Genomic DNA, 19,744 nt, shown 5'->3' on the forward strand with positions numbered 1-19,744 from the left:
GGCGGTGGTCGTGGGATTAAAGAAGTCTGGAATGAAGATGAATTAATACCTGCATTTAATACTTGTAAAAGAGAAGCTAAAGCATATTTTAATAATGATGATGTCTTTATGGAAAAACTCATAGAAAATCCACGCCACATAGAATTTCAAATATTAGGCGATAATTATGGCAATATAATTCATTTATGCGAAAGAGATTGTTCTATTCAAAGACGCCATCAAAAAATAATAGAAATCGCACCTTGTCCATCAATAAGCGAGCATTTAAGAAAAAGTATGGGAGCTACTGCAGTAGCAGCTGCAAAAGCGGCTGGATATACTAATGCAGGAACGGTTGAGTTTTTGTTAGATGATTACAATAGATTTTATTTTATGGAGATGAATACTAGAATACAAGTTGAACACGGCGTTACAGAAGAGATAACAGGGGTTGATTTAATAGTAAGGCAATTAAGATATGCAGCAGGACAAATTCAAGAATTAGAACAAAGTGATATTAAATCAAATGGCTTTGCTATTGAAGCTAGAATTACTGCAGAAGATGCTAATAAGAATTTCATACCAACACCAGGAATGGTTACAGAATACTATCCTGCTTTAGGACCTTCAGTTAGAGTTGATAGCCATCTTTATAAAGGTTATAAAATCCCGCCATTTTATGACTCTTTAGTCGCAAAATTAGTTGTAAAAGCGTCTAGTTATGATTTAGCGGTAAATAAATTAGAAAGAGCTTTAGAAGAATTTACAATAGAAGGCGTAAAAACAACAATTTCATTTTTAAAAACTATTGCAAAAAGTAAAGAATTTAGAAAAGGTATTTTTGATACGAGTTATATAAAAACAAATTTAGAAAAAATTCTAAGCAATATTGATGATAAAAATAAAAAAGATAAAGATGAAATAATTGCTTCAATTTGTGTGGCATTAAAAGATAAATTAAATTAAAGGAGAGAAAAATGGCTAAAAAATATATAGATATTATGGATACAAGTTTTCGTGATGGCTTTCAATCAGTTTATGGAGCTAGAGTTTTAATGAATGATTTTTTCCCAGCATTACAAGCTGCAAAAGAAGCTGGGATAAGGCATTTTGAATTTGGTGGCGGGGCAAGATTTCAAAGCCTTTATTTTTATACAAACGAAGACGCATTTACTATGATGGATAAATTCCGTGAAATTGTAGGAGATGGTATTAATCTTCAAACCCTTGCTCGTGGAGTAAATACCGTTACACTTGATACTGGTAGTCGTGAAATAATAGATTTACACGCAAAATTATTCGCAAAACACGGAACTACTACGATTAGAAATTTTGACGCTTTAAATGATGTTGAGAATTTAAAATATAGTGGCGAAAGAATAGTGCATTATGGTTTAAAACACGAAATTGTAATAACTATGATGGATTTACCAATAGGTTGCAAAGGCGCTCACGATACTAAGTTTTATGAAAAAACCTTAAAAGAAATTTTAAAAGCTAATATCCCATTTCATAGCATTTGTTTTAAAGACGCATCAGGGACAAGTAATCCACAAAAAGTATATGAAACAATAAAAATGGCTAGAAAACTTTTACCTGCAAATACTCACATTAGACTTCATACTCACGAAAGTGCAGGTGTTAGTGTAGCTTGTTATTTAGCAGCACTTGAAGCTGGTGTTGATGGAATTGACCTTGCAGCAGCTCCTGTTAGTGGTGGAACAAGTCAGCCTGATATTCTTACAATGTTACACGCTGTAAAAGGTAAAAATTATGATTTAGGTGGGCTTGAAGTTGAAAAAATCTTAAAATATGAAGAAGTATTTAAAGATTGTATGAAAGATTATTTTATGCCACCTGAAGCTATACAAGTTAGTCCATTAATACCGATTTCACCTATGCCAGGTGGAGCATTAACAGCGAATACTCAAATGATGAGAGATAATAATGTATTAGATAAATTCCCTGATACCATAAAAGCTATGAGCGAAGTGGTAAAAAAAGGTGGCTTTGGAACTAGCGTAACTCCTGTTAGTCAATTTTATTTCCAACAAGCATTTAATAATGTAATGTTTGGCGAATGGAAAAAAATCGCAGAAGGCTATGGCAAAATGGTTTTAGGCTATTTTGGAAAAACTCCTGTAGCACCAGATCCAAAAATAGTAAAACTTGCAAGTGAGCAATTAAATCTAAAACCAACAAAAGAAAAAGCAATAGATTTAGCCGACCTTGATGAAACTAAATCACTTAAATACATTGAAAAAATACTTAAAAAAGAAGGTATTTTAGTAACTGATGAAAATCTATTCATAGTTGCAGCTTGTAAAGAAAAAGGATTAGCATTTTTAAAAGGTGAAGCAAAAGTCAATGTTAGAAAAATTTCTCAAAATACTAAATCAAATTCTAACAATCTTTATTCAGTGCAAGTCAATGATAAAACCTATGATGTAGAAATTGAAAAAGACAAAATTTTAGTAAATGGCAATAGCTACGAAGTAAAAGTAAAAGAAAAAGAAAATACTTCAAAAATTATTGAAAAACAAGAAATTTCACAATCAATAGCTAATGATAAAAGCATTTTAGCCTCAATGTCAGGAAATGTGTTTAAAGTGCTTGTAAAAGCAGGAGATAAAGTAAAAGCAGGACAAGAATTATTTATTCTTGAAGCTATGAAAATGGAAGTTCCAATTGAAGCAACGAGTGATGGAATAATAGATAAAATACTTGTAAAACAAGGAGATAATGTAGAAGCTATGCAAATTTTAGCTAGTTTAAAATAAATTTTAGAATCTGTTTTTACAGATTCTAATATATCTTTAAGTTAATATTTTAAGTATTTTTTATATAAAAACTATGAGTTAATGCAACCGCCATTGCGTCGGTTATATCAAGTGGTTTTATTTCTTTATTGATTTTTAAAAGCTTTTTAACCATAAAAGCTACTTGTTCTTTCTCTGCTTTTGCTTTGCCTGTGATTGTTTTTTTAACTTGTAAAGCTGTATATTCACTAAAATTCCCATAAGTTTGTAAGATTTTAAGTAGCATTGCTCCACGAAATTGTGCGAGTTTTAAAACACTTTGCGGATTATAAGCAAAAAATATATTTTCAACCGCCACACTAGCATTTGGAACTTTTTTAAAAATCATTTCTAAAGCTTCGTTTAATTCTAAAATATTATCTATTAATTCTTTACTCTTAAATCTTATTAGACCTGCTTCTAAAAGAGTATTTGTGCTGCCATTTTTTTCTAAAAGGCAATATCCACAAAATCTAGTTCCTGGGTCAAATCCTAAAATTTTCATATGTGAAATCCTTGTGAAATTTAAAATTATTTTTTTATGAAATGCTTATTATTACGATAAATTTCTTAATGAAATAGAATTTCACATAAACTGATTTTTATAGAATTTCACGAAAATTTATAAGAATTTTAAAAATTACAATAAAAATTCATAAAAAAATTTCACTAAATTAAAGAATTTTTTAAAGAGCTTGTGAAATTTATGATGAAATATTGTAAATTGTTTGTATATTTTTGGTATATTTTTTCACTATTAAAAGCATTGATATATAGGTGTTTTAAATATTTTTAAACAAATATTACTAGATTTTCACATCATCAAAGGTAATAACAAAAAAGAGGAATAAATGTTAAATAAAATTCTAGAAGAATTAAAAGTATTAATTGGAGAAAATCAATATAAAAATTATTTTGAAATTTTACAAATTAATGAAAGCAAAAATAATGAAATAATTCTAAATGCACCTAATCAATTCATAGCTAAACATATTCAAACAAAATACCAAAGTATATTAGAAAAAATAGCAGAAAAAACAAATAGTAAAAAATATAAAATTACAATTCAAGTAAATAATGAAAAAATAAACAAACCACAAGAAACTCAACCAATAGTAGCTAAAAAACAAATTTCAATATTAAATCAAAGCCTTACTTTTGATAATTTCATAGTAGGACAAAGTAATGAGTTTGCTTATAGAATTTGTAAAGCAATAACAGATGAAAATAAATTTGGAAAAGACTTTAATCCAATTTTTATATATTCAAATACAGGTTTAGGAAAAACTCACTTATTACAAGCTAGTGGGCATGAATGTTTAGAACTTGGAAAAAAAGTAATATATAAAACTTCAAAAGGTTTTATGAAAGACTATCAAAATGCAATATTAGCAAATAAATTTGATAGTTTTAATAGTGAATATAAAGATTGTGATTTATTATTAATTGATGATATTCAGTTCTTAGGCACTACTGATAAAATACAAGAAGAATTCTTTCATATCTTTAATGATATAGTAGAAAGAAATGGTCAAATAATAATGACTTCAGATGTAGCTCCTATAAATTTAAATGGAATTGAAGATAGATTAAAATCAAGATTTAATAAAGGAGTTCTTGCAAATATTAGTGTCCCTGATATAGAAACCAAAAAAGCAATTATTAAGAAAAAAAGCCTTGTATATGATATAGAATTAAATGATGAAATGATTAATACTATTGCTAATTATATAGGTGAAAATGTAAGGGATTTAGAAGGAATTATAAATTATATTTACGCTTTTCAAAGTATAAGAAAACAAAAAATAACCTTAGATGATTTAAAAAATCAAATAAAAGAATACATTAAAGAAAATCAATCAAATATTGAAATTGAAGATATTTTTGATATAGTAAGTTCAGAATTAAATGTAAAAATAAGCGAAATAAAATCAAGTTCTAAAAAACAAGAAATAGTAAAAGCTAAAAGAATAGTTATATTTTTAACTAAAGAATTAATTTCAAATTCAGTAAGCCAAATAGCAACTCATTTTCAAATGAAAGACCATAGTGCTATTTCAAAACATATTAAAAAAATAAATGAAATGATATGTCTTGATGATGATTTTAGAAGCCTAGTAGAACATTTAAAAAATAAAATAATAAACTCAAAAAATAAAGATTATTAAATATAATAAAGCGAAAAAGGAAGAATATGGAAATACAAATAGACAAAAAGAGATTAGAAAATATAGCTTTAATAGTTAGCAATTATGTTGAGAAAAAAGATAATACAAGTTTAAATTCTAATATTTTATTATTAGCTTATAACAATGAATTAATTTTAAGAGCAAGTGATAGTGAAATAGGAATTGAATATAAAATCCAAGAATGTAATATCATAAATGAAGGACAAATTTTTATCAATGCTAAAAAATTAATTGATATTTTAAAAAGCCTTGATAATAGTGATATTAAAATCAAAAAATTAGAAAAATCTATCAAAATTACTCAAAATAAAACTAATTTTTCATTGCCAATAAATAGTGAAAATAATTTTTCTTTCTTAGAAGATGAAAATAGCAAAACACCTATTTTAATAAGTGCAAAAGAACTAAATATCGGCTTTAAAATGATTTTACCTGCTGTTGATAATAATGGTATTTCTTTTCAATTTAATTGCTGTTATATAGATATTTTAAAAGATAGCATTGTTTTTGTAGGAAGCGATTCTAAAAGAATTCACAAATATTCATTCATAGCTCAAAATGAATACGAACAAAGATTAATAATTACAAAAAAATCAGCTCAAGAACTACAAAAATTATTAAATGAAGAAGTAAGGGTTTATAAAACAAATAATTATTTAATCATTGAAAATGATAATTTTAAATTCTTTACAAAATTAGCAACTATTGATTTTTTAAGATATGTTGAAGTAATGCCACATAAATTACCTACAAATGAAATTATCATTAAAAACGAAGACTTTTTAAATGAAATAAAAAAACTAAGTGCAGTTTGCACAAAATGTCAAATAGAATTTGAAACCGGTAAAATCACATTTAAAAATAATGCTTTAAGTGATGATTTTAACGAAACAAATGCTACAAGTGAGCTAGAAACAAATATTACTATAGAAGATAAATTTGAAATAAATCTTACGAACAAACATATGATGGATTTTTTACATTTAAATGAAAATGAATATTTCACATTTAAATTCTATTCATCAGCAGCTCCTGTTGTTTTAGAAAGTAAAAATTTCTTATCACTAATATCAGCAAATAAAAACTAAGGATAAATAATGCAAGAAAATTATGCAGAAAGTAAAATTAAAGTATTAAAAGGACTAGAAGCAGTTAGAAAACGCCCTGGAATGTATATTGGCGATACTAACTTTAATGGTCTTCATCATATGGTTTATGAAGTAGTTGATAACTCTATTGATGAAGCTATGGCTGGCTTTTGTAATACTATTGATATTGAAATTACCAAAGAAGGTTCTTGTATAGTTACTGATAATGGTCGTGGAATTCCTGTTGGAATTCACCCAACTGAAAATATCTCAACTCTAACCGTTGTTTTAACCGTTCTTCACGCTGGTGGAAAATTTGATAAAGATACTTATAAGGTTAGTGGTGGTTTGCACGGCGTTGGTGTATCGGTTGTAAATGCACTTTCATCTAAATTAATTGCAACAGTTAAAAGAGATGGAAATACTCATAGACAAGAATTTTCTAAAGGTATTCCAACAAGTGAGCTAGAAATAATTAAAACAACTAATCGCACAGGAACTAGCATAGAGTTTTTCCCTGACCCTGAGATATTTGAAGTAGTTGAATTTGATTATGATACTTTAGCTAAGAGATTTCGTGAATTAGCATATCTAAATCCACAAATTACTATTAATTTTAAAGACCAAAGAAATGGTAAAAGCGAAACTTATCATTATGATGGTGGTATTTCTCAATTTGTAACTGATTTAAATAAAAAAGAAGCTGTTACAAATGTAATTGCATTTAATGATGAAGCAGAAGATGTAGTTGTAGATATTGCACTAATGTATAATGATACTTATAGTGAGACTTTATTTTCATTCGTAAATAACATTAAAACCGCAGATGGTGGAACTCACGAAGCAGGCTTTAGAATGGGGCTTACAAAAGTAATTACAAGTTATATTGAAGCAAATGCAGCCGCTAGAGAAAAAGATATAAAAATAACAGGCGAAGATACTAAAGAAGGGCTTATTGCAATAGTTAGTGTAAAAGTTCCTGAACCACAATTTGAAGGACAAACTAAAGGTAAATTAGGTAGTTCTTATGTTCGTGGTATAGTAAATAAAATTACAAACGATGCTTTAACTAAATTCTTTGAAGAAAATCCAAATGATGCTCGTGCTATTATGAATAAAGCTTTAATGGCTGCAAGAGGTCGTGAAGCAGCAAAAAAAGCAAGAGAATTAACTCGTAAAAAAGAAAGCATAAGTGTAGGGACTTTACCTGGAAAATTAGCTGATTGTTCTTCAAAAGACCCTGAAATTAGAGAAATATATTTAGTAGAGGGCGATAGTGCGGGTGGTTCTGCTAAACAAGGAAGAAATAGGGAATTTCAAGCGATTTTACCTTTAAAAGGAAAAATCTTAAATGTTGAAAAATCACACCTTGATAAAATCTTAAAATCTGATGAAATTAAAAATATGATTACGGCATTTGGTTGTGGAATAGGCGATGATTTTGATATAGAAAAATTAAGATACCATAAAATTATCATTATGACAGATGCTGATGTTGATGGTTCTCATATTCAAACTCTAATTCTTACATTTTTCTTTAGATTTATGCAAGAATTAATTAGAAATGGACATGTATATTTAGCTCAACCACCATTATATCGCTATAAAAAAGGTCAAAGAAAAGAAATATATTTAAAAGATGAAAAAGCTTTAAATGATTATTTGATTGAAACTGGAGTTGAGAATTTAGAATTTAGTGGAATTGGAACAAATGATTTAAAAGACTTCTTAAAGGTTGTAGCAGCTTATAGAAGTATTTTAAATGAGCTTAAAAAACGCTTTAATGTGATTGAATTAATTAGACATTATGTTGAAAATCCTGATATTTTAGCTCTTAATATGCAAGAAATTTTTAAAGTATCAAAAGAATTTTTAGAAGCAAAAGGATTTAATATATTAAATCATTATCTTAGTGAAGATGAGATTAAAATCTATGTTCAAACTCAAAATGGTTTAGAAGAAATAGTTGTAAATAATGATTTATTTTATAGTCCATATTTTGAAGAAGCTTCTTATATTTATAAAAAAATTGAAGAAAGAAATATTTTTAATGATAAAGATTTCTTAGAAGTTCTTGATGAAGTTGAAAAAAATGCTAAAAAAGGAACTTATATTCAGCGTTATAAAGGTCTTGGTGAGATGAACCCAGAACAATTATGGGAAACTACAATGGACCCTGAAAATCGCCGTTTAATTCAAATTAGTGTTGATGATTTTGATAGGGCTAGTGGAGTGTTTAATTTATTTATGGGAGATGAAGTTGAGCCTCGCCGTGAATATATTCAAGCACACGCTAAAGATGTAAAACACTTAGATATATGACAATTAGTAAAAAAATTGAAAGAAAAAATAGGCAAGATGCAGCTATTAAGCTCATTATGCCTTTATTACTATTAGTTTTTGCTTTTGTATATTTGCAAGAATTTAACGAAATAGTTTTTAAACCATTAGATATATTAGTAATTTTATGTTTTATATTTTTGTATTTTTATTATTTTGTTTTTGTAATTTATAAATCAGTAAAGCATAATGTAATTGATGAAAAAACTGGGACTTTATTACAAAGTGAATTTACAAAATATCTAAATAATGATGATTTTATAGTGTTTTTTACAATTTCTAATATAAACGAAATTAAATTAATGCTAGGGTTTAATAAAAGTGATAGATTATTGAAAAAATTAATTGATAAATTCTATGCGTGGGATGAAAATCTAATAATAGGTAGGATTACTACTGCTGATTTTATGATTTTAAGTAGTTCAAAGCATAAAACCTTGCAACACGAAATTAAAAAAATATTTTTAGAAATTAAAAGAGAAAGAATAGATGGAGTTGATTTTAAGTGTTATTATTCTATTATAAAATCAAGTATTAATTTTAATAAACTTTATTTAGAAGCACAAAATAGATTAAAAGATGATGTAGATGTAGCTACTGAAAATATCATTACTAATAGTGTTGTAAGCTCTATAAATAAGAGTGATTTTTTCTTAAAAATCCAAAGGCTAGAAGGCGAAGAAGAAATATATTATTTAAATTATAGGATTAATTCAGATTATCCAGAGAAAATATCTCAAGCAAAATTAGAAGAAATAATTATTAAAAATAATTTAGAATTTAATTATTATAAAAATCTTTTAGAACTTTTAGCGAAAGAATATCATTTTGATAATAGGATTATTATTAAAATATCTCCTGATTTTTTAAGGAATTTAAATTTCTTATTTTATTTAGGAGAATATTTTATTAAGCACCCTAATACAAATGGGAAAATTATTTTTGAATTTTTTGAAAATGATGTTTATTATGATATGCCAAGATTTGAAGAAATAATAAAAGAATATAGAGAAATTAATATCAATTTTGCCCTAAATCGTATAGGTTCGCCTAGTTCTTTAGAATATTTAAAACGATTAGAATTTGAATTTGGTATTTTTGATATTGAGTTTAATAAAAATGTAAAAAATGAAAAATATTTTATAATTTATGAAAATTTATTTAATTTATGTAAAAGCCTAAATATCAAAACTATTATGAGATTTATTGATAATAAAAATCTACTTGATTTAACAAAAGATATTAAATTTGATTATTATCAAGGCTTTTTATTTTATAAGGACAAAAATCTTAAGGAGATGAAATGAAAGAAAAATTAAAATACGGACAAAAAGAAATAAAAAAAATTAAAGGTAAAAAATTAGAGCGTTGGGAAAATAAGCAAAAAAATGATTATGTTATTAAAATAACTCTACCTGAATTTGCTTGTCTTTGCCCAAGAAGTGGTTATCCTGATTTTGCAACATTATATTTAGAATATATACCTAATAAATGGGTAGTTGAACTTAAAGCAATTAAACTTTATGTTAATTCATTTTATAACAAAAACATAAGCCACGAAGATAGTATAAATAAGATTTATAATACTCTTAAAAAGCGTTTAAAACCAAAATATATTAAATTAGTTGGAGATTTTAATCCTCGTGGTAATGTTCATACGGTGATTGAGTGCTGCTCTGATACGGAAATTAAAAAAGAAAAGAAAAAAGATAAAAAGGATAAATAATGATTAGCCCAGAGCTTGTTTTACATATTTTTAAGGCTGCTTCAATTTCAAGATGGAATGATTTTCCTAGAATTTGTAATTTAGTTGAACTTGATAAACAAGCTCATAAGGCTATTATTGCTTATTTTTTAGCAAAAAGTGAAAAAGACATTGATATGAGATTTTTACTTGATGCTATTGTTGTTGAGTTTATTTCTCGTGTAATAGTTACTGATATTCGTCCTGATGTATTAAATGAAATCAAAAAAACAAAACAAAAAGAATTAGATGAATGGATACAAAAACAATTTAGTTTAATCAATAAAAACGATGATTTTTTAAAAATTTTTAATAATTATTATAATGATAAAACTCATGAAAAAGAAAAATTTATTTTAAAAGCAGCAGGGTATTTATCAACTAGATATGAATTTTCATTCATATATCCAAATGTTAGTAATTATGAAGAAATTAAAGCTAAATTAGATGAAGAATTAGAAGATTATTTAGAAATTTTAGCAGTTCAAAAAATATCATTAAATCAAAAATTAGCTAAGGTAATTGATTTAAGTGGTCGTTTAAGATTTCAAAAGCGTTGGGCTCAAACTCCTAGAATTCCTGAAACAAGTGTTTTAGGACATATGTTAGTAGTAGCTGTTTTAAGCTATTTTTATTGTCTTAAAATAAAAGCTTGTGATACTAGATTTATTAGCAACTTCTTTTGTGCGATTTTTCACGATTTACCAGAAAGTCTTACAAGAGATATTATTACACCTGTTAAATACGGAATTGATGGGCTTAGTGAGATAATAAGTGATTATGAGCTTAAATTAATTGATGAAAAGATTTTACCTTTTGTGCCTAATAATATAAGAGCTGAATTTGCTTATCTTTTAGGAATTTATAATGAAGATGGTAAGATTAAAAAAGATGAATTTAAAAATAGAATAAATAAAGAAAATGTAAAAATTATTCAAAATCCTAACGATTATAATGAAGATTGTTTTAATACAATTGATGGAAAAATGCTTAAAGCTTGTGATAAAACTGGAGCTTTTTTAGAAGCAATCATTTCTAATTATTACGGCGTTAAATCTAAGGATTTAAAAAATGGTTATTCAAAGATTTTAAATGATTTTAAAGAAAATCCTAAAATTGGTGAAGTAAATTTTTATGAAATGTTAAAAGAATTTGAAGAGTTTTTTACAAACCCAAGCCAAGAGACTTGCGGCACACACTCATAAAAAGTGCTCTGCTATGTTCCCATCCTGAAGCTCTGCTTTTTACAAACATTGCACAAGGCTTGACTTGAGAAAACGCATTTTAAGATAAAATGACTTAATAGAGGGTAAATGAAATTAGATTTAATTTATATTTTTTTAGCGAATTTAAGAATTACTTTTATAGGAGTTAATAATTCTTTTGATTTAAGAGCTAAATTAATTTCTTGTATTGCAGGAGTTGTTAAAGATGAAAGACAAGATTTAAAGCGAAAAATAGAACAACTCTCAAAAGAAATCTATAAAAAAGAAATCAAAAGAAGAATATTTTTAGCGACCATTTATCAATATATAAAATATATTAAACAAGATACAATGGGAGTTGATAATATACTTAAAGGAATTAAAAAATTAACTAAACAAAATCCAAAACTAAAGCGAAAAATTAATTTCGTTCAACTTGATAGATTAGTATTGAAAAAATCAATTAAAGAAGGCGAAGAAGAAATTGAAGATTTCGCACAAATTAGGGTTTTAGAATTTTTAAAAAACGAAGTTATTTGATTGGTTATTAAAATTATATACAATAAAAAAAACTGATAGGAAAAAGTATGGCTAAATTTATATTTGTAACAGGTGGAGTTTTAAGCTCACTTGGTAAAGGAATTGCAGCAGCTAGCATTGCAAGTTTATTAAAACAAAGTGGATTAAAGGTAAGTATTTTAAAGGCTGACCCTTATATAAATATTGACCCAGGAACTATGAGCCCACTTGAACACGGAGAAGTTTTTGTTACAAAAGATGGTGCAGAAACTGACCTTGATTTAGGACATTATGAAAGATTTTTAGATGAAGATTTAACTCATCTTAATAACTTTACTACAGGAAAAGTATATCAAAGCGTAATTGAAAAAGAACGCCGTGGAGAATATCTAGGTAAAACTATTCAAGTAATTCCACACATTGTAGGCGAAATTGCTAGTAGAATGGAAGCAGCAGCTTTAAATCAAGATGTTTTAGTAGTAGAAATCGGTGGAACGGTTGGAGATATTGAAGGCTTACCATTCCTTGAAGCAATTCGTTCTTTAGGACTTAAATACGGAAAAAATAATGTATTTTACGCACATTTAACTCTTGTTCCTTTTATAAAAGTAGCAGGAGAATTAAAAACTAAACCAACCCAACATTCAGTTGGAGAATTAAGAAGAATAGGTATTAGTCCTGATATGATAATAGCTCGTAGTGAAATCCCACTAGGCGATGAAATAAAAGAAAAAATTGCAAAGAGTTGTGGTGTAGAAATTGATTGTGTAATAGAAAGTATTGATGCAAAAAGCATATATCAAATTCCACTTAAATTTTTAGAGCAAAATATACTTTTACCTATTGCAAAACATTTAAATCTAAAGCTAAAAACTCCTAATTTAAAAGAGTATGAAGCATTAACAGAAAAAATAATTAATCCAAGCAAAAAAGTTAAAATTGCTTTCGTAGGAAAATATATAGATTTAAAAGAAAGTTATAAATCTTTAACAGAAGCACTAATTCACGCAGGTGCAAATCTTGATACAAAAGTAGAAATTAATTGGATAGATAGCGAAGAATTAAAAGATGAAAATGATTTAGCTGGAAATGATGGAATACTTGTAGCTGGTGGATTTGGACAGCGTGGTGTTGAAGGTAAAATAAAGGCTATTAAATACGCTCGTGAAAATAATATCCCATTTTTAGGAATTTGTCTTGGAATGCAGCTTAGTTTAATTGAATTTGCTAGAAATGTTATAAAACTTGATGATGCTAACTCAACTGAATTTGATGAGAATACTAAAAATCCTATTGTTTATTTAATTGATGAATTTATTAATCAATCAGGTTCAAAAGAAATCAGAACAATAAAAACTCCATTAGGTGGGACTTTAAGACTTGGCGAATATGTTTGCAATATAAAAGAAGGCACACTTTTAAGTAAGTTATATAATTCTAAAGTAGCTTATGAAAGACATCGCCATCGCTATGAAGCTAACTCAAAATATCGTGATTTATACGAGCAAAATGGACTTATTATTAGTGGAGAATCAAATGGACTTATTGAAGCTATTGAAAATACAAATAATGATTTCTTCGTAGCCGTTCAATATCATCCTGAATTTACTTCAAGGCTAACTAAAGCAAATCCTGTCATCTTAGGCTTTATTAGACAATGCTTGCACTAAATAAAACTAAAATTAAGCAGGTTTTAGAAGATAGATTTAAAAACGATTTTCATAAAAGCCTTAGCACTATTCCAAAACCTCATACCTTTAAGGATATGAATAAAGCAGCAATTAGAATAGCTAAGGCAATAAAAAATAAAGAAAAAATAGCAGTAGTAGGAGATTATGATGTAGATGGCATAGTATCTTCTACTATTATGAGTGAATTTTTTGCTAATTTAGGTGTAGAAATAATTGTTAAAATTCCAAATCGTTTTAGCGATGGATACGGAATTAGCGAAGATATAGTGAGTAATTTAGACGCTAGTTTAATAATCACGGTTGATAATGGAATAGTAGCTTATGAAGCTGCAAATAAATGTAAAGAATTAGGTATAGATTTAATAATAAGCGATCATCACACCCCAGGAGATACTTTACCAAATGCTTATGCTGTAATTAATCCAAAAAGAGATGATTGTGAGTTTTCTAAGCATATTAATTGTGAGATTTGCGGGGCGCAAGTAGCTTGGTGGCTATGTGGGGCTATTAAAAAAGAATTAGATATAGAATACAATATGGCTAGTTTTTTAGATTTATTGTGTATTGCAATTGTTGCTGATATGATGAATTTAAATGATTTAAATCATATATTAGTTCGCTATGGCTTAAAAGAGTTAAATAAATTAAATCGTCCTGCTTTTGTAGTTTTAAAAGAAAAATATAAAAAGAAATTCTTTGATTATGAGAGTATTCCATTTTTAATAGCACCATTATTAAATGCTAGTGGAAGAATGGATGATGCTAGTATTTCTTATAAATTTTTAAGAGCAAAAAGTCTTAATGAAGCTAAGAATTTATTAGAAATAATAGAAAAATTAAACCAAGATAGAAAAGAACAAGAAAAGCAAAGTTTTTTAGAAAGTATAGAATTTGCAAACGAAAATGATAAAGTAATCATAGCTTATTCTAAGAATTGGCATAAGGGTATTTTAGGCATAGTTGCAGGTCGTTTAGCTAAACAATTTAATAAACCTAGTTTTGTTTTTAATATTGAAGATGACTTAGCAAAAGGAAGTGCTAGAAGCGTAGCAGAGCTTGATATTTTAGAGCTTTTATCAAATGTTAGCGATATTTTGACTAATTACGGCGGACATAAAGGAGCTGCTGGACTTGCTTTAAAGGTTGAACATTTAAAAGAATTTAAAACAAGGCTAAATAATTTAGAACTTAATTATAATGATATTGATTTTTGTGATACTACTAATACTTTAGGCGAGTTAGAATTTAGCGAAATTGATATGGAATTATTAGATATTTTAAGTGATTTTGAGCCTTTTGGGCAAGGTAATGAAAAGCCATTTTTTATAAGTAAAGGCGTAATTATTAAAAATCTAGTTTTATTAAACGAAAAGCACTTAAAATGCACTTTTACTCAAAATAATTTAACTTTTGAAGCGATTTGTTTTAATTGTGATTTTATCCCATTTGAAAATGAATGCGTCAATATTCATTATAGTTTGCAAAAAAATTATTTCAAACCTAGCCCTACAATTCAGCTAAATATTTCTAATATTTATATTTAATATTTTAGAATAACTCAATTTTATTTTATTGTTTTAAAAAAAGGTTTAAAATGAAAAAATCAATAATTTTAATAAATATATTATTTTTACCAGCTTTTGCTGATGGTTTTATAAACTTACCAAAAGGAGAAGATATTAGTAATATTAATGCTGATATTACAGGAACTAGTGAAGCTTTAAATAAGTCTAGAGCTTTAACAATTAATAATAATTTAAATATAACATTGAAAAATAATGCAAAAAATAATGCAATTGTTTATACCCCAATTACTTTTAATAATGCTACATTTGTAACAAATAGTTTCTTAAATAAAGATTATCACTTACATTTTTATGACAAAATAACTTTAAATAGTGGTAATTTTATAGATTATGGTTCTACTTTTATTGGAAAAGGTGGAATAATTATTAGTCCTTTTCAAGATATTGATAACGAATATGCTATTGAATTACAAGGTGGAAAAGCAAAATTATATAATTCATATTTAGAAAATGGTCAAGCAACTCCAGGTGGTTATGGAGGATATAAAGCAGCTTCGGCTATTAATATTAAAAAAGGAGAATTGCATTTAATTAGTAGTACTATTAAGGCTAATAAACAAGGAGATAGTTTTTCTGCTCCACTTACTAGTGTTACTTTTGGATATGATAAGTCAAAAATTACTCTTACTTCAACAAATATAATCAGCAATTCTAGTGCAGGTGCAATTTCATCAAATGATGAAGTTATAATTGATGATACTATTTTTGATACGGAATGGGCTAATATTTCTAATAAACCAATTAATAATGGAACACATATTATAGGGACAATTAATTCAAAAAATTTAACAATTAAAGGAATTACTAATAAAGATTTTATAGCCTTAAATAATATAAATTTATTAAAAAATACTTATAATGATCCAAATACTAAAAATGATACACCTTTTAAAACTTGGATATATACTACTGCTTCAAATATTGAAAATAGTGAAAATATTAATATAGATAAAGTTTATTTAATAGGTAATTTATCTTCAAATATAAAAGCTTTAGGAAATAAGAAATTTGATATAAATAATTCTTTTATTACAGGTAATATTATAAATGGTAAAGAAATTGATATATTAAATTCTAAAGGTGTTACAGATATTAAAATAAATAATTCTTTAATAGGTGGAAAAGTTACTAATGAGTATGGTGGTATATATACTACTAAGTCATATTTGAATAATTATTTAGAAGCAAAAGGTTTAAATAATAATTTAACTGATTTTGATTCATCAGTATTTAAAAATGGTTTTAAAGCTAAAGATATCAATTTAACTAATTCAACTTTGTTAAATTCTATAAATAATTATGAAGGTAATTCATTTGTTTTAAATGGAGCTAAATTAGGTGAAAAATATGATAATAAGGCAAATGTAATTATTAATAATGGTTATTTAAAAGCTACAAATTCTTTAATAAATATGGGTATTAAAAGTTCAAATAATATTAATATTGAATTAGTAGGGACTACTTTAATAGGTAATACTTATGATTTAAATAATAATAAAAAAATTATTAATAATCTTACAGCTAATAATTCAAGAATATTAGGTGCATTTAGTGTAAATAATTTAAATGTTAGTAATTCTACTTTTTATTTAAGTAACAATAATTATGATGGAGCAATTATTTCAAAAATTAGTACAAGTGGGATTGATAATAATTTTGGTATCTTAACAGCTTTAACTAAAGATAGTAATGGAACTTATAAAGTTAATAATTTAAATTCTAATTTACCTTTAGCTATTTTAAAAGTTGGAAATGGTAATGCGAATATTAATAGCTTTATTAAAGATTTGAAATTTTATTCAGGTATTAGTGAATTTGCTTTAGCTAATAGTTATTTGAGTAAAAAGGAAATAATAAATGGTAATGATAGATATTTAGTATATGCTTTAACAAATAATAAAAATATGAATTTTGATGATTTAGAATTTAATTCAAAGAAATTAGATATATCAGCTATTAATAATTTAATTACTGATACATCTAAAATTAATGAATATGCAGATATTAAAGATACTATAAAAACTAGTGTAGAAGCTAATCAATTATCAAATGAAACAACTAATAAAGATAAAAGTCAAAATAATATTGGAATTTTAGTAGCTAATTTTGATAATAAAAGCATTCCTTGGATAGATTTAAAACCTGCAAATCCTATTAAACCAACAACCCCGCCAAATATTGAAGATACTAAACCAAGTGAGCCAGAAATAAAACCTGATATTAAGCCAGAAGTTACACCAGAAACTCCTATAAATCCTAATGAAAATATTAAACCTAATCCTAACGAAGAAGCAAAACCTGAAATCAAACCAAACATTCCTTGGATAGATTTAAAACCTGTAAATCCTATTAAACCAAGTGAGCCTAAGACTGATGAAGAAAAATTTGAAATAGCATTAGAAGAACAAAAAGAAGCTATCAAATTAATGGTAACAGGTAAAAATGAAAAAGCTTTAGAATCAGCTAAATTAATGACTTCGCAATTTTATTTTTCTCAAGTGTTTGAATATAATAATCTTAATAAGCGTTTAGGAGAATTAAGAAGTTTTACTAATAACAATGCAGGAATTTGGATTCGTGGATATATAAATAAAGGTAGTATAAAAAATACTTCTATAAAAGCCAATGAAATACAATTAGGTGCTGACAAAATCATAAATAATAATGATTTTGATACTTATGCAGGAATTATGCTAAATATCGGTAAAACAACCACTGATAATACTACTAATTCAAAAATTAATAATTATGGTTTTGGAGTGTATGTTAGTAATGTTTATAATAATGGATTTTTCTTAGATGCTACTTTTAAAACAAATCATTATAAAAGCGAGTTTAAAAACGATACATTTTTAGGCAATTCTACAAGTAAAGGAACAGGTATAATAGCAAGTGCTGAATTAGGTTATAGATTTGGTGATGAATTTTATTTAGAGCCTAGTTTAGAATTGATTGCAAATTATATCCCAAAGACTGATATTAAAGGTGAAAAAGTAATTCAATTTGGCAATTTATCTCAAGTATCAAATGTCAATATTACATCTTCTTCAAAAGTTTTAATGGTATCAAAAGCAGCAGTTTATACTGGAGTAGATATTAATAATACAATATTAAGAGCTGGAATTGGTGGAATATTTGATTTAACTAATAATCCTGATTTTTTAGTTAGTGATGGGATTAGCTCTTTTGCTTTTAGTGGAGCGAAGAAAGATAAAAGAGGTTTTGCAAGTATAGGACTTAATAAAAATATTAGTAAAAAATTAGGATTAAATATAGAAGCTGAAAAGACTTTTAGTGGGAATTTAAATATTGATTATAATATTAATGCAAGTATTAGATTTGAGTTTTAAGTATTGAATTTTCTTATTTTAAATTCTAATTTATAGGATTTAAAATAAGGTTTTCAAATATTATTAGCTTTTAAGTAATTTTATAAAAATAAATATACTCACAAACTTAGTATAAATAATAAATTTATTAAAGAATTTAATATGACTTTGGTTATTCAAATATAGTTTTATTTCTTCCTGTTTGTTTAGCTTTATAAAGTCTATTATCAGCAGTTTCAAACGCTCCAAATTTAGAGTTTGTAACCAAACTAACACCTATACTAATAGTTAGTTTTATTTCGTGATTTTTAGCCTTAAAAGTATGATTTTGCACTTCGTTTCTAAGGTTTTCAAGTAAGCTAACACACTTATAAAAATCATATTCTTTAAAAATTAAAACAAATTCTTCTCCCCCATAACGATAAGTTTTTGAATATTGTTTCAAAATACTTGCAAGACTTCTTAAAATAATATCTCCTACATCATGCCCGTAAGTATCATTAATCTTTTTAAAAAAATCTATATCAACTACAGCAATTACATCTTTATTTTTTACTTCAGTAGTGTCATAAGCTCTTCTATTATAAACATTAGTTAGTGAATCATAAAACGCTAGTTTATATCCTTGATAACCAATAGCAGCTAAGAATATAAATGAGCCTAATTCAAAATAACTTAAATTATAAAATTGAAGGCTATTGTAGAATATAAATTGAAAATAGGCTGCAATATATGCACCTTGCAAGAAACATTCAAAATTTTTAATTTTTCTAAGAATTACAACATAAATCATTAAAACTAAAAATAAGCAAAAAGAAAAATCTGAATAAACATAAGTAAGATTTATAAAGTTTAAATTATGTAAATACGATATAAACTGGTAATCTTTAATAAATATACCAATTAAGATATAAAACAATACTACTAAATAAGCAGGAATTAATCTCTTTGTAGAAAGATAATCTTTTTTAAGCGTTAATAATATTGCAAATACAATCGGTGAAAATAGTGAAATATATGCGTGGGCTTGTTGAAAATCCATAAAAATAAATAATATCCTACTAGCTAAAAATAACAATGTTATAAAAGTGATATTTAGTTTTTTAAAATATATTGAACCTAAAAATACTAAAAGTTCAAAACCAAGTGTTGCCGCAGGAAGTGGATATATTAATTCTAATAGAAGTGATTGCTTCATAATTTACCTTTATATTTAGTTACTGATTATACTAATATATCGGTAATTAAATTTATATTTTAATATATTTTTAAAGTT

Annotated in this window: 12 protein-coding genes, 1 other RNA gene and 3 pseudogenes; 13 read left to right on the forward strand and 3 right to left on the reverse strand. The window is 26.0% G+C overall.

Features of this window, described 5'->3' with window-relative positions; translation table 11 throughout:
- The 3 genes and pseudogenes from AVBRAN9334_RS05735 to AVBRAN9334_RS10220 form a co-directional block, all read left to right on the forward strand.
- Window positions 1-945, forward strand: a 945-nt coding sequence (locus tag AVBRAN9334_RS05735) for an ATP-binding protein (protein WP_442862420.1), incomplete at its 5' end; no start/stop codon positions are given.
- An 11-nt stretch (window positions 946-956) separates the two neighbouring features.
- A pseudogene (locus tag AVBRAN9334_RS05740) lies at window positions 957-2,439 on the forward strand (biotin attachment protein); the annotation flags it as partial.
- A 137-nt stretch (window positions 2,440-2,576) separates the two neighbouring features.
- A pseudogene (locus tag AVBRAN9334_RS10220) lies at window positions 2,577-2,759 on the forward strand (acetyl-CoA carboxylase biotin carboxyl carrier protein subunit); the annotation flags it as partial.
- Between the two features lie 49 nt (window positions 2,760-2,808).
- On the opposite strand, the gene ruvC reads toward AVBRAN9334_RS10220, so the two are convergent.
- Window positions 2,809-3,282, reverse strand: a complete 474-nt coding sequence (ruvC, locus tag AVBRAN9334_RS05745) for a crossover junction endodeoxyribonuclease RuvC (protein ID WP_214116175.1) — start codon at window positions 3,280-3,282, stop codon at window positions 2,809-2,811.
- A 346-nt stretch (window positions 3,283-3,628) separates the two neighbouring features.
- On the opposite strand from ruvC, the gene dnaA reads away from it, so the two are divergent.
- From dnaA to AVBRAN9334_RS05775, 6 genes and pseudogenes are all read left to right on the forward strand, one after another.
- Window positions 3,629-4,945 carry a chromosomal replication initiator protein DnaA gene (dnaA, locus tag AVBRAN9334_RS05750; RefSeq protein ID WP_214116173.1) on the forward strand — a complete coding sequence of 439 codons (1,317 nt, stop codon included), beginning with the start codon at window positions 3,629-3,631 and terminating at the stop codon, window positions 4,943-4,945.
- Window positions 4,946-4,971: 26 nt separating this feature from the next.
- A complete protein-coding gene (dnaN, locus tag AVBRAN9334_RS05755; RefSeq protein ID WP_214116171.1) occupies window positions 4,972-6,054 on the forward strand; it encodes a DNA polymerase III subunit beta in 1,083 nt (360 codons plus the stop codon).
- 9 nt (window positions 6,055-6,063) lie between these two features.
- Window positions 6,064-8,376 carry a DNA topoisomerase (ATP-hydrolyzing) subunit B gene (gene gyrB / locus AVBRAN9334_RS05760; protein WP_214116169.1) on the forward strand — a complete coding sequence of 771 codons (2,313 nt, stop codon included), beginning with the start codon at window positions 6,064-6,066 and terminating at the stop codon, window positions 8,374-8,376.
- Window positions 8,373-9,701, forward strand: a complete 1,329-nt coding sequence (locus AVBRAN9334_RS05765) for an EAL domain-containing protein (protein ID WP_239803231.1) — start codon at window positions 8,373-8,375, stop codon at window positions 9,699-9,701. The genes gyrB and AVBRAN9334_RS05765 overlap by 4 nt, the downstream gene beginning before the upstream one ends.
- Window positions 9,698-10,120, forward strand: a complete 423-nt coding sequence (queF, locus tag AVBRAN9334_RS05770) for a preQ(1) synthase (protein ID WP_214119961.1) — start codon at window positions 9,698-9,700, stop codon at window positions 10,118-10,120. Before AVBRAN9334_RS05765 ends, queF begins: the two co-directional genes overlap by 4 nt.
- A pseudogene (locus AVBRAN9334_RS05775) lies at window positions 10,120-11,310 on the forward strand (HD domain-containing protein); the annotation flags it as partial. The gene queF and the pseudogene AVBRAN9334_RS05775, both read left to right, overlap by 1 nt.
- On the opposite strand, the gene ffs reads toward AVBRAN9334_RS05775, so the two are convergent.
- Window positions 11,311-11,408: signal recognition particle sRNA small type (gene ffs, locus AVBRAN9334_RS10225), an RNA gene on the reverse strand.
- 43 nt (window positions 11,409-11,451) lie between these two features.
- Between ffs and AVBRAN9334_RS05780 the strand changes: the two genes are divergently transcribed.
- Genes AVBRAN9334_RS05780 through AVBRAN9334_RS05795 form a run of 4 tightly spaced genes read left to right on the forward strand, consistent with a single transcriptional unit; the run spans window position 11,452 to window position 18,489 of the window.
- On the forward strand, window positions 11,452-11,883 hold the full coding sequence (locus tag AVBRAN9334_RS05780; protein WP_214116160.1) for a hypothetical protein: 432 nt from the start codon (window positions 11,452-11,454) through the stop codon (window positions 11,881-11,883).
- Window positions 11,884-11,930: 47 nt separating this feature from the next.
- Complete coding sequence (locus AVBRAN9334_RS05785) at window positions 11,931-13,532, forward strand: CTP synthase (RefSeq protein WP_214116158.1); 1,602 nt, start codon at window positions 11,931-11,933, stop codon at window positions 13,530-13,532.
- Window positions 13,520-15,097: a single-stranded-DNA-specific exonuclease RecJ gene (recJ, locus tag AVBRAN9334_RS05790; RefSeq protein ID WP_214116155.1), complete on the forward strand. Its 1,578-nt coding sequence runs from the start codon at window positions 13,520-13,522 to the stop codon at window positions 15,095-15,097. Before AVBRAN9334_RS05785 ends, recJ begins: the two co-directional genes overlap by 13 nt.
- A 50-nt stretch (window positions 15,098-15,147) precedes the next feature.
- The gene (locus tag AVBRAN9334_RS05795; protein ID WP_336607247.1) at window positions 15,148-18,489 is read left to right on the forward strand and encodes an autotransporter outer membrane beta-barrel domain-containing protein; all 3,342 of its coding nucleotides are present in this window, start codon (window positions 15,148-15,150) and stop codon (window positions 18,487-18,489) included.
- 151 nt (window positions 18,490-18,640) lie between these two features.
- Here AVBRAN9334_RS05795 and AVBRAN9334_RS05800 read toward each other — a convergent pair whose 3' ends face one another.
- On the reverse strand, window positions 18,641-19,666 hold the full coding sequence (locus AVBRAN9334_RS05800) for a GGDEF domain-containing protein (RefSeq protein WP_336607248.1): 1,026 nt from the start codon (window positions 19,664-19,666) through the stop codon (window positions 18,641-18,643).
- Window positions 19,667-19,744: the final 78 nt, after the last annotated feature.

Source organism: Campylobacter sp. RM9334, assembly GCF_020138145.1.
Taxonomy (GTDB): Bacteria; Campylobacterota; Campylobacteria; order Campylobacterales; family Campylobacteraceae; genus Campylobacter_E.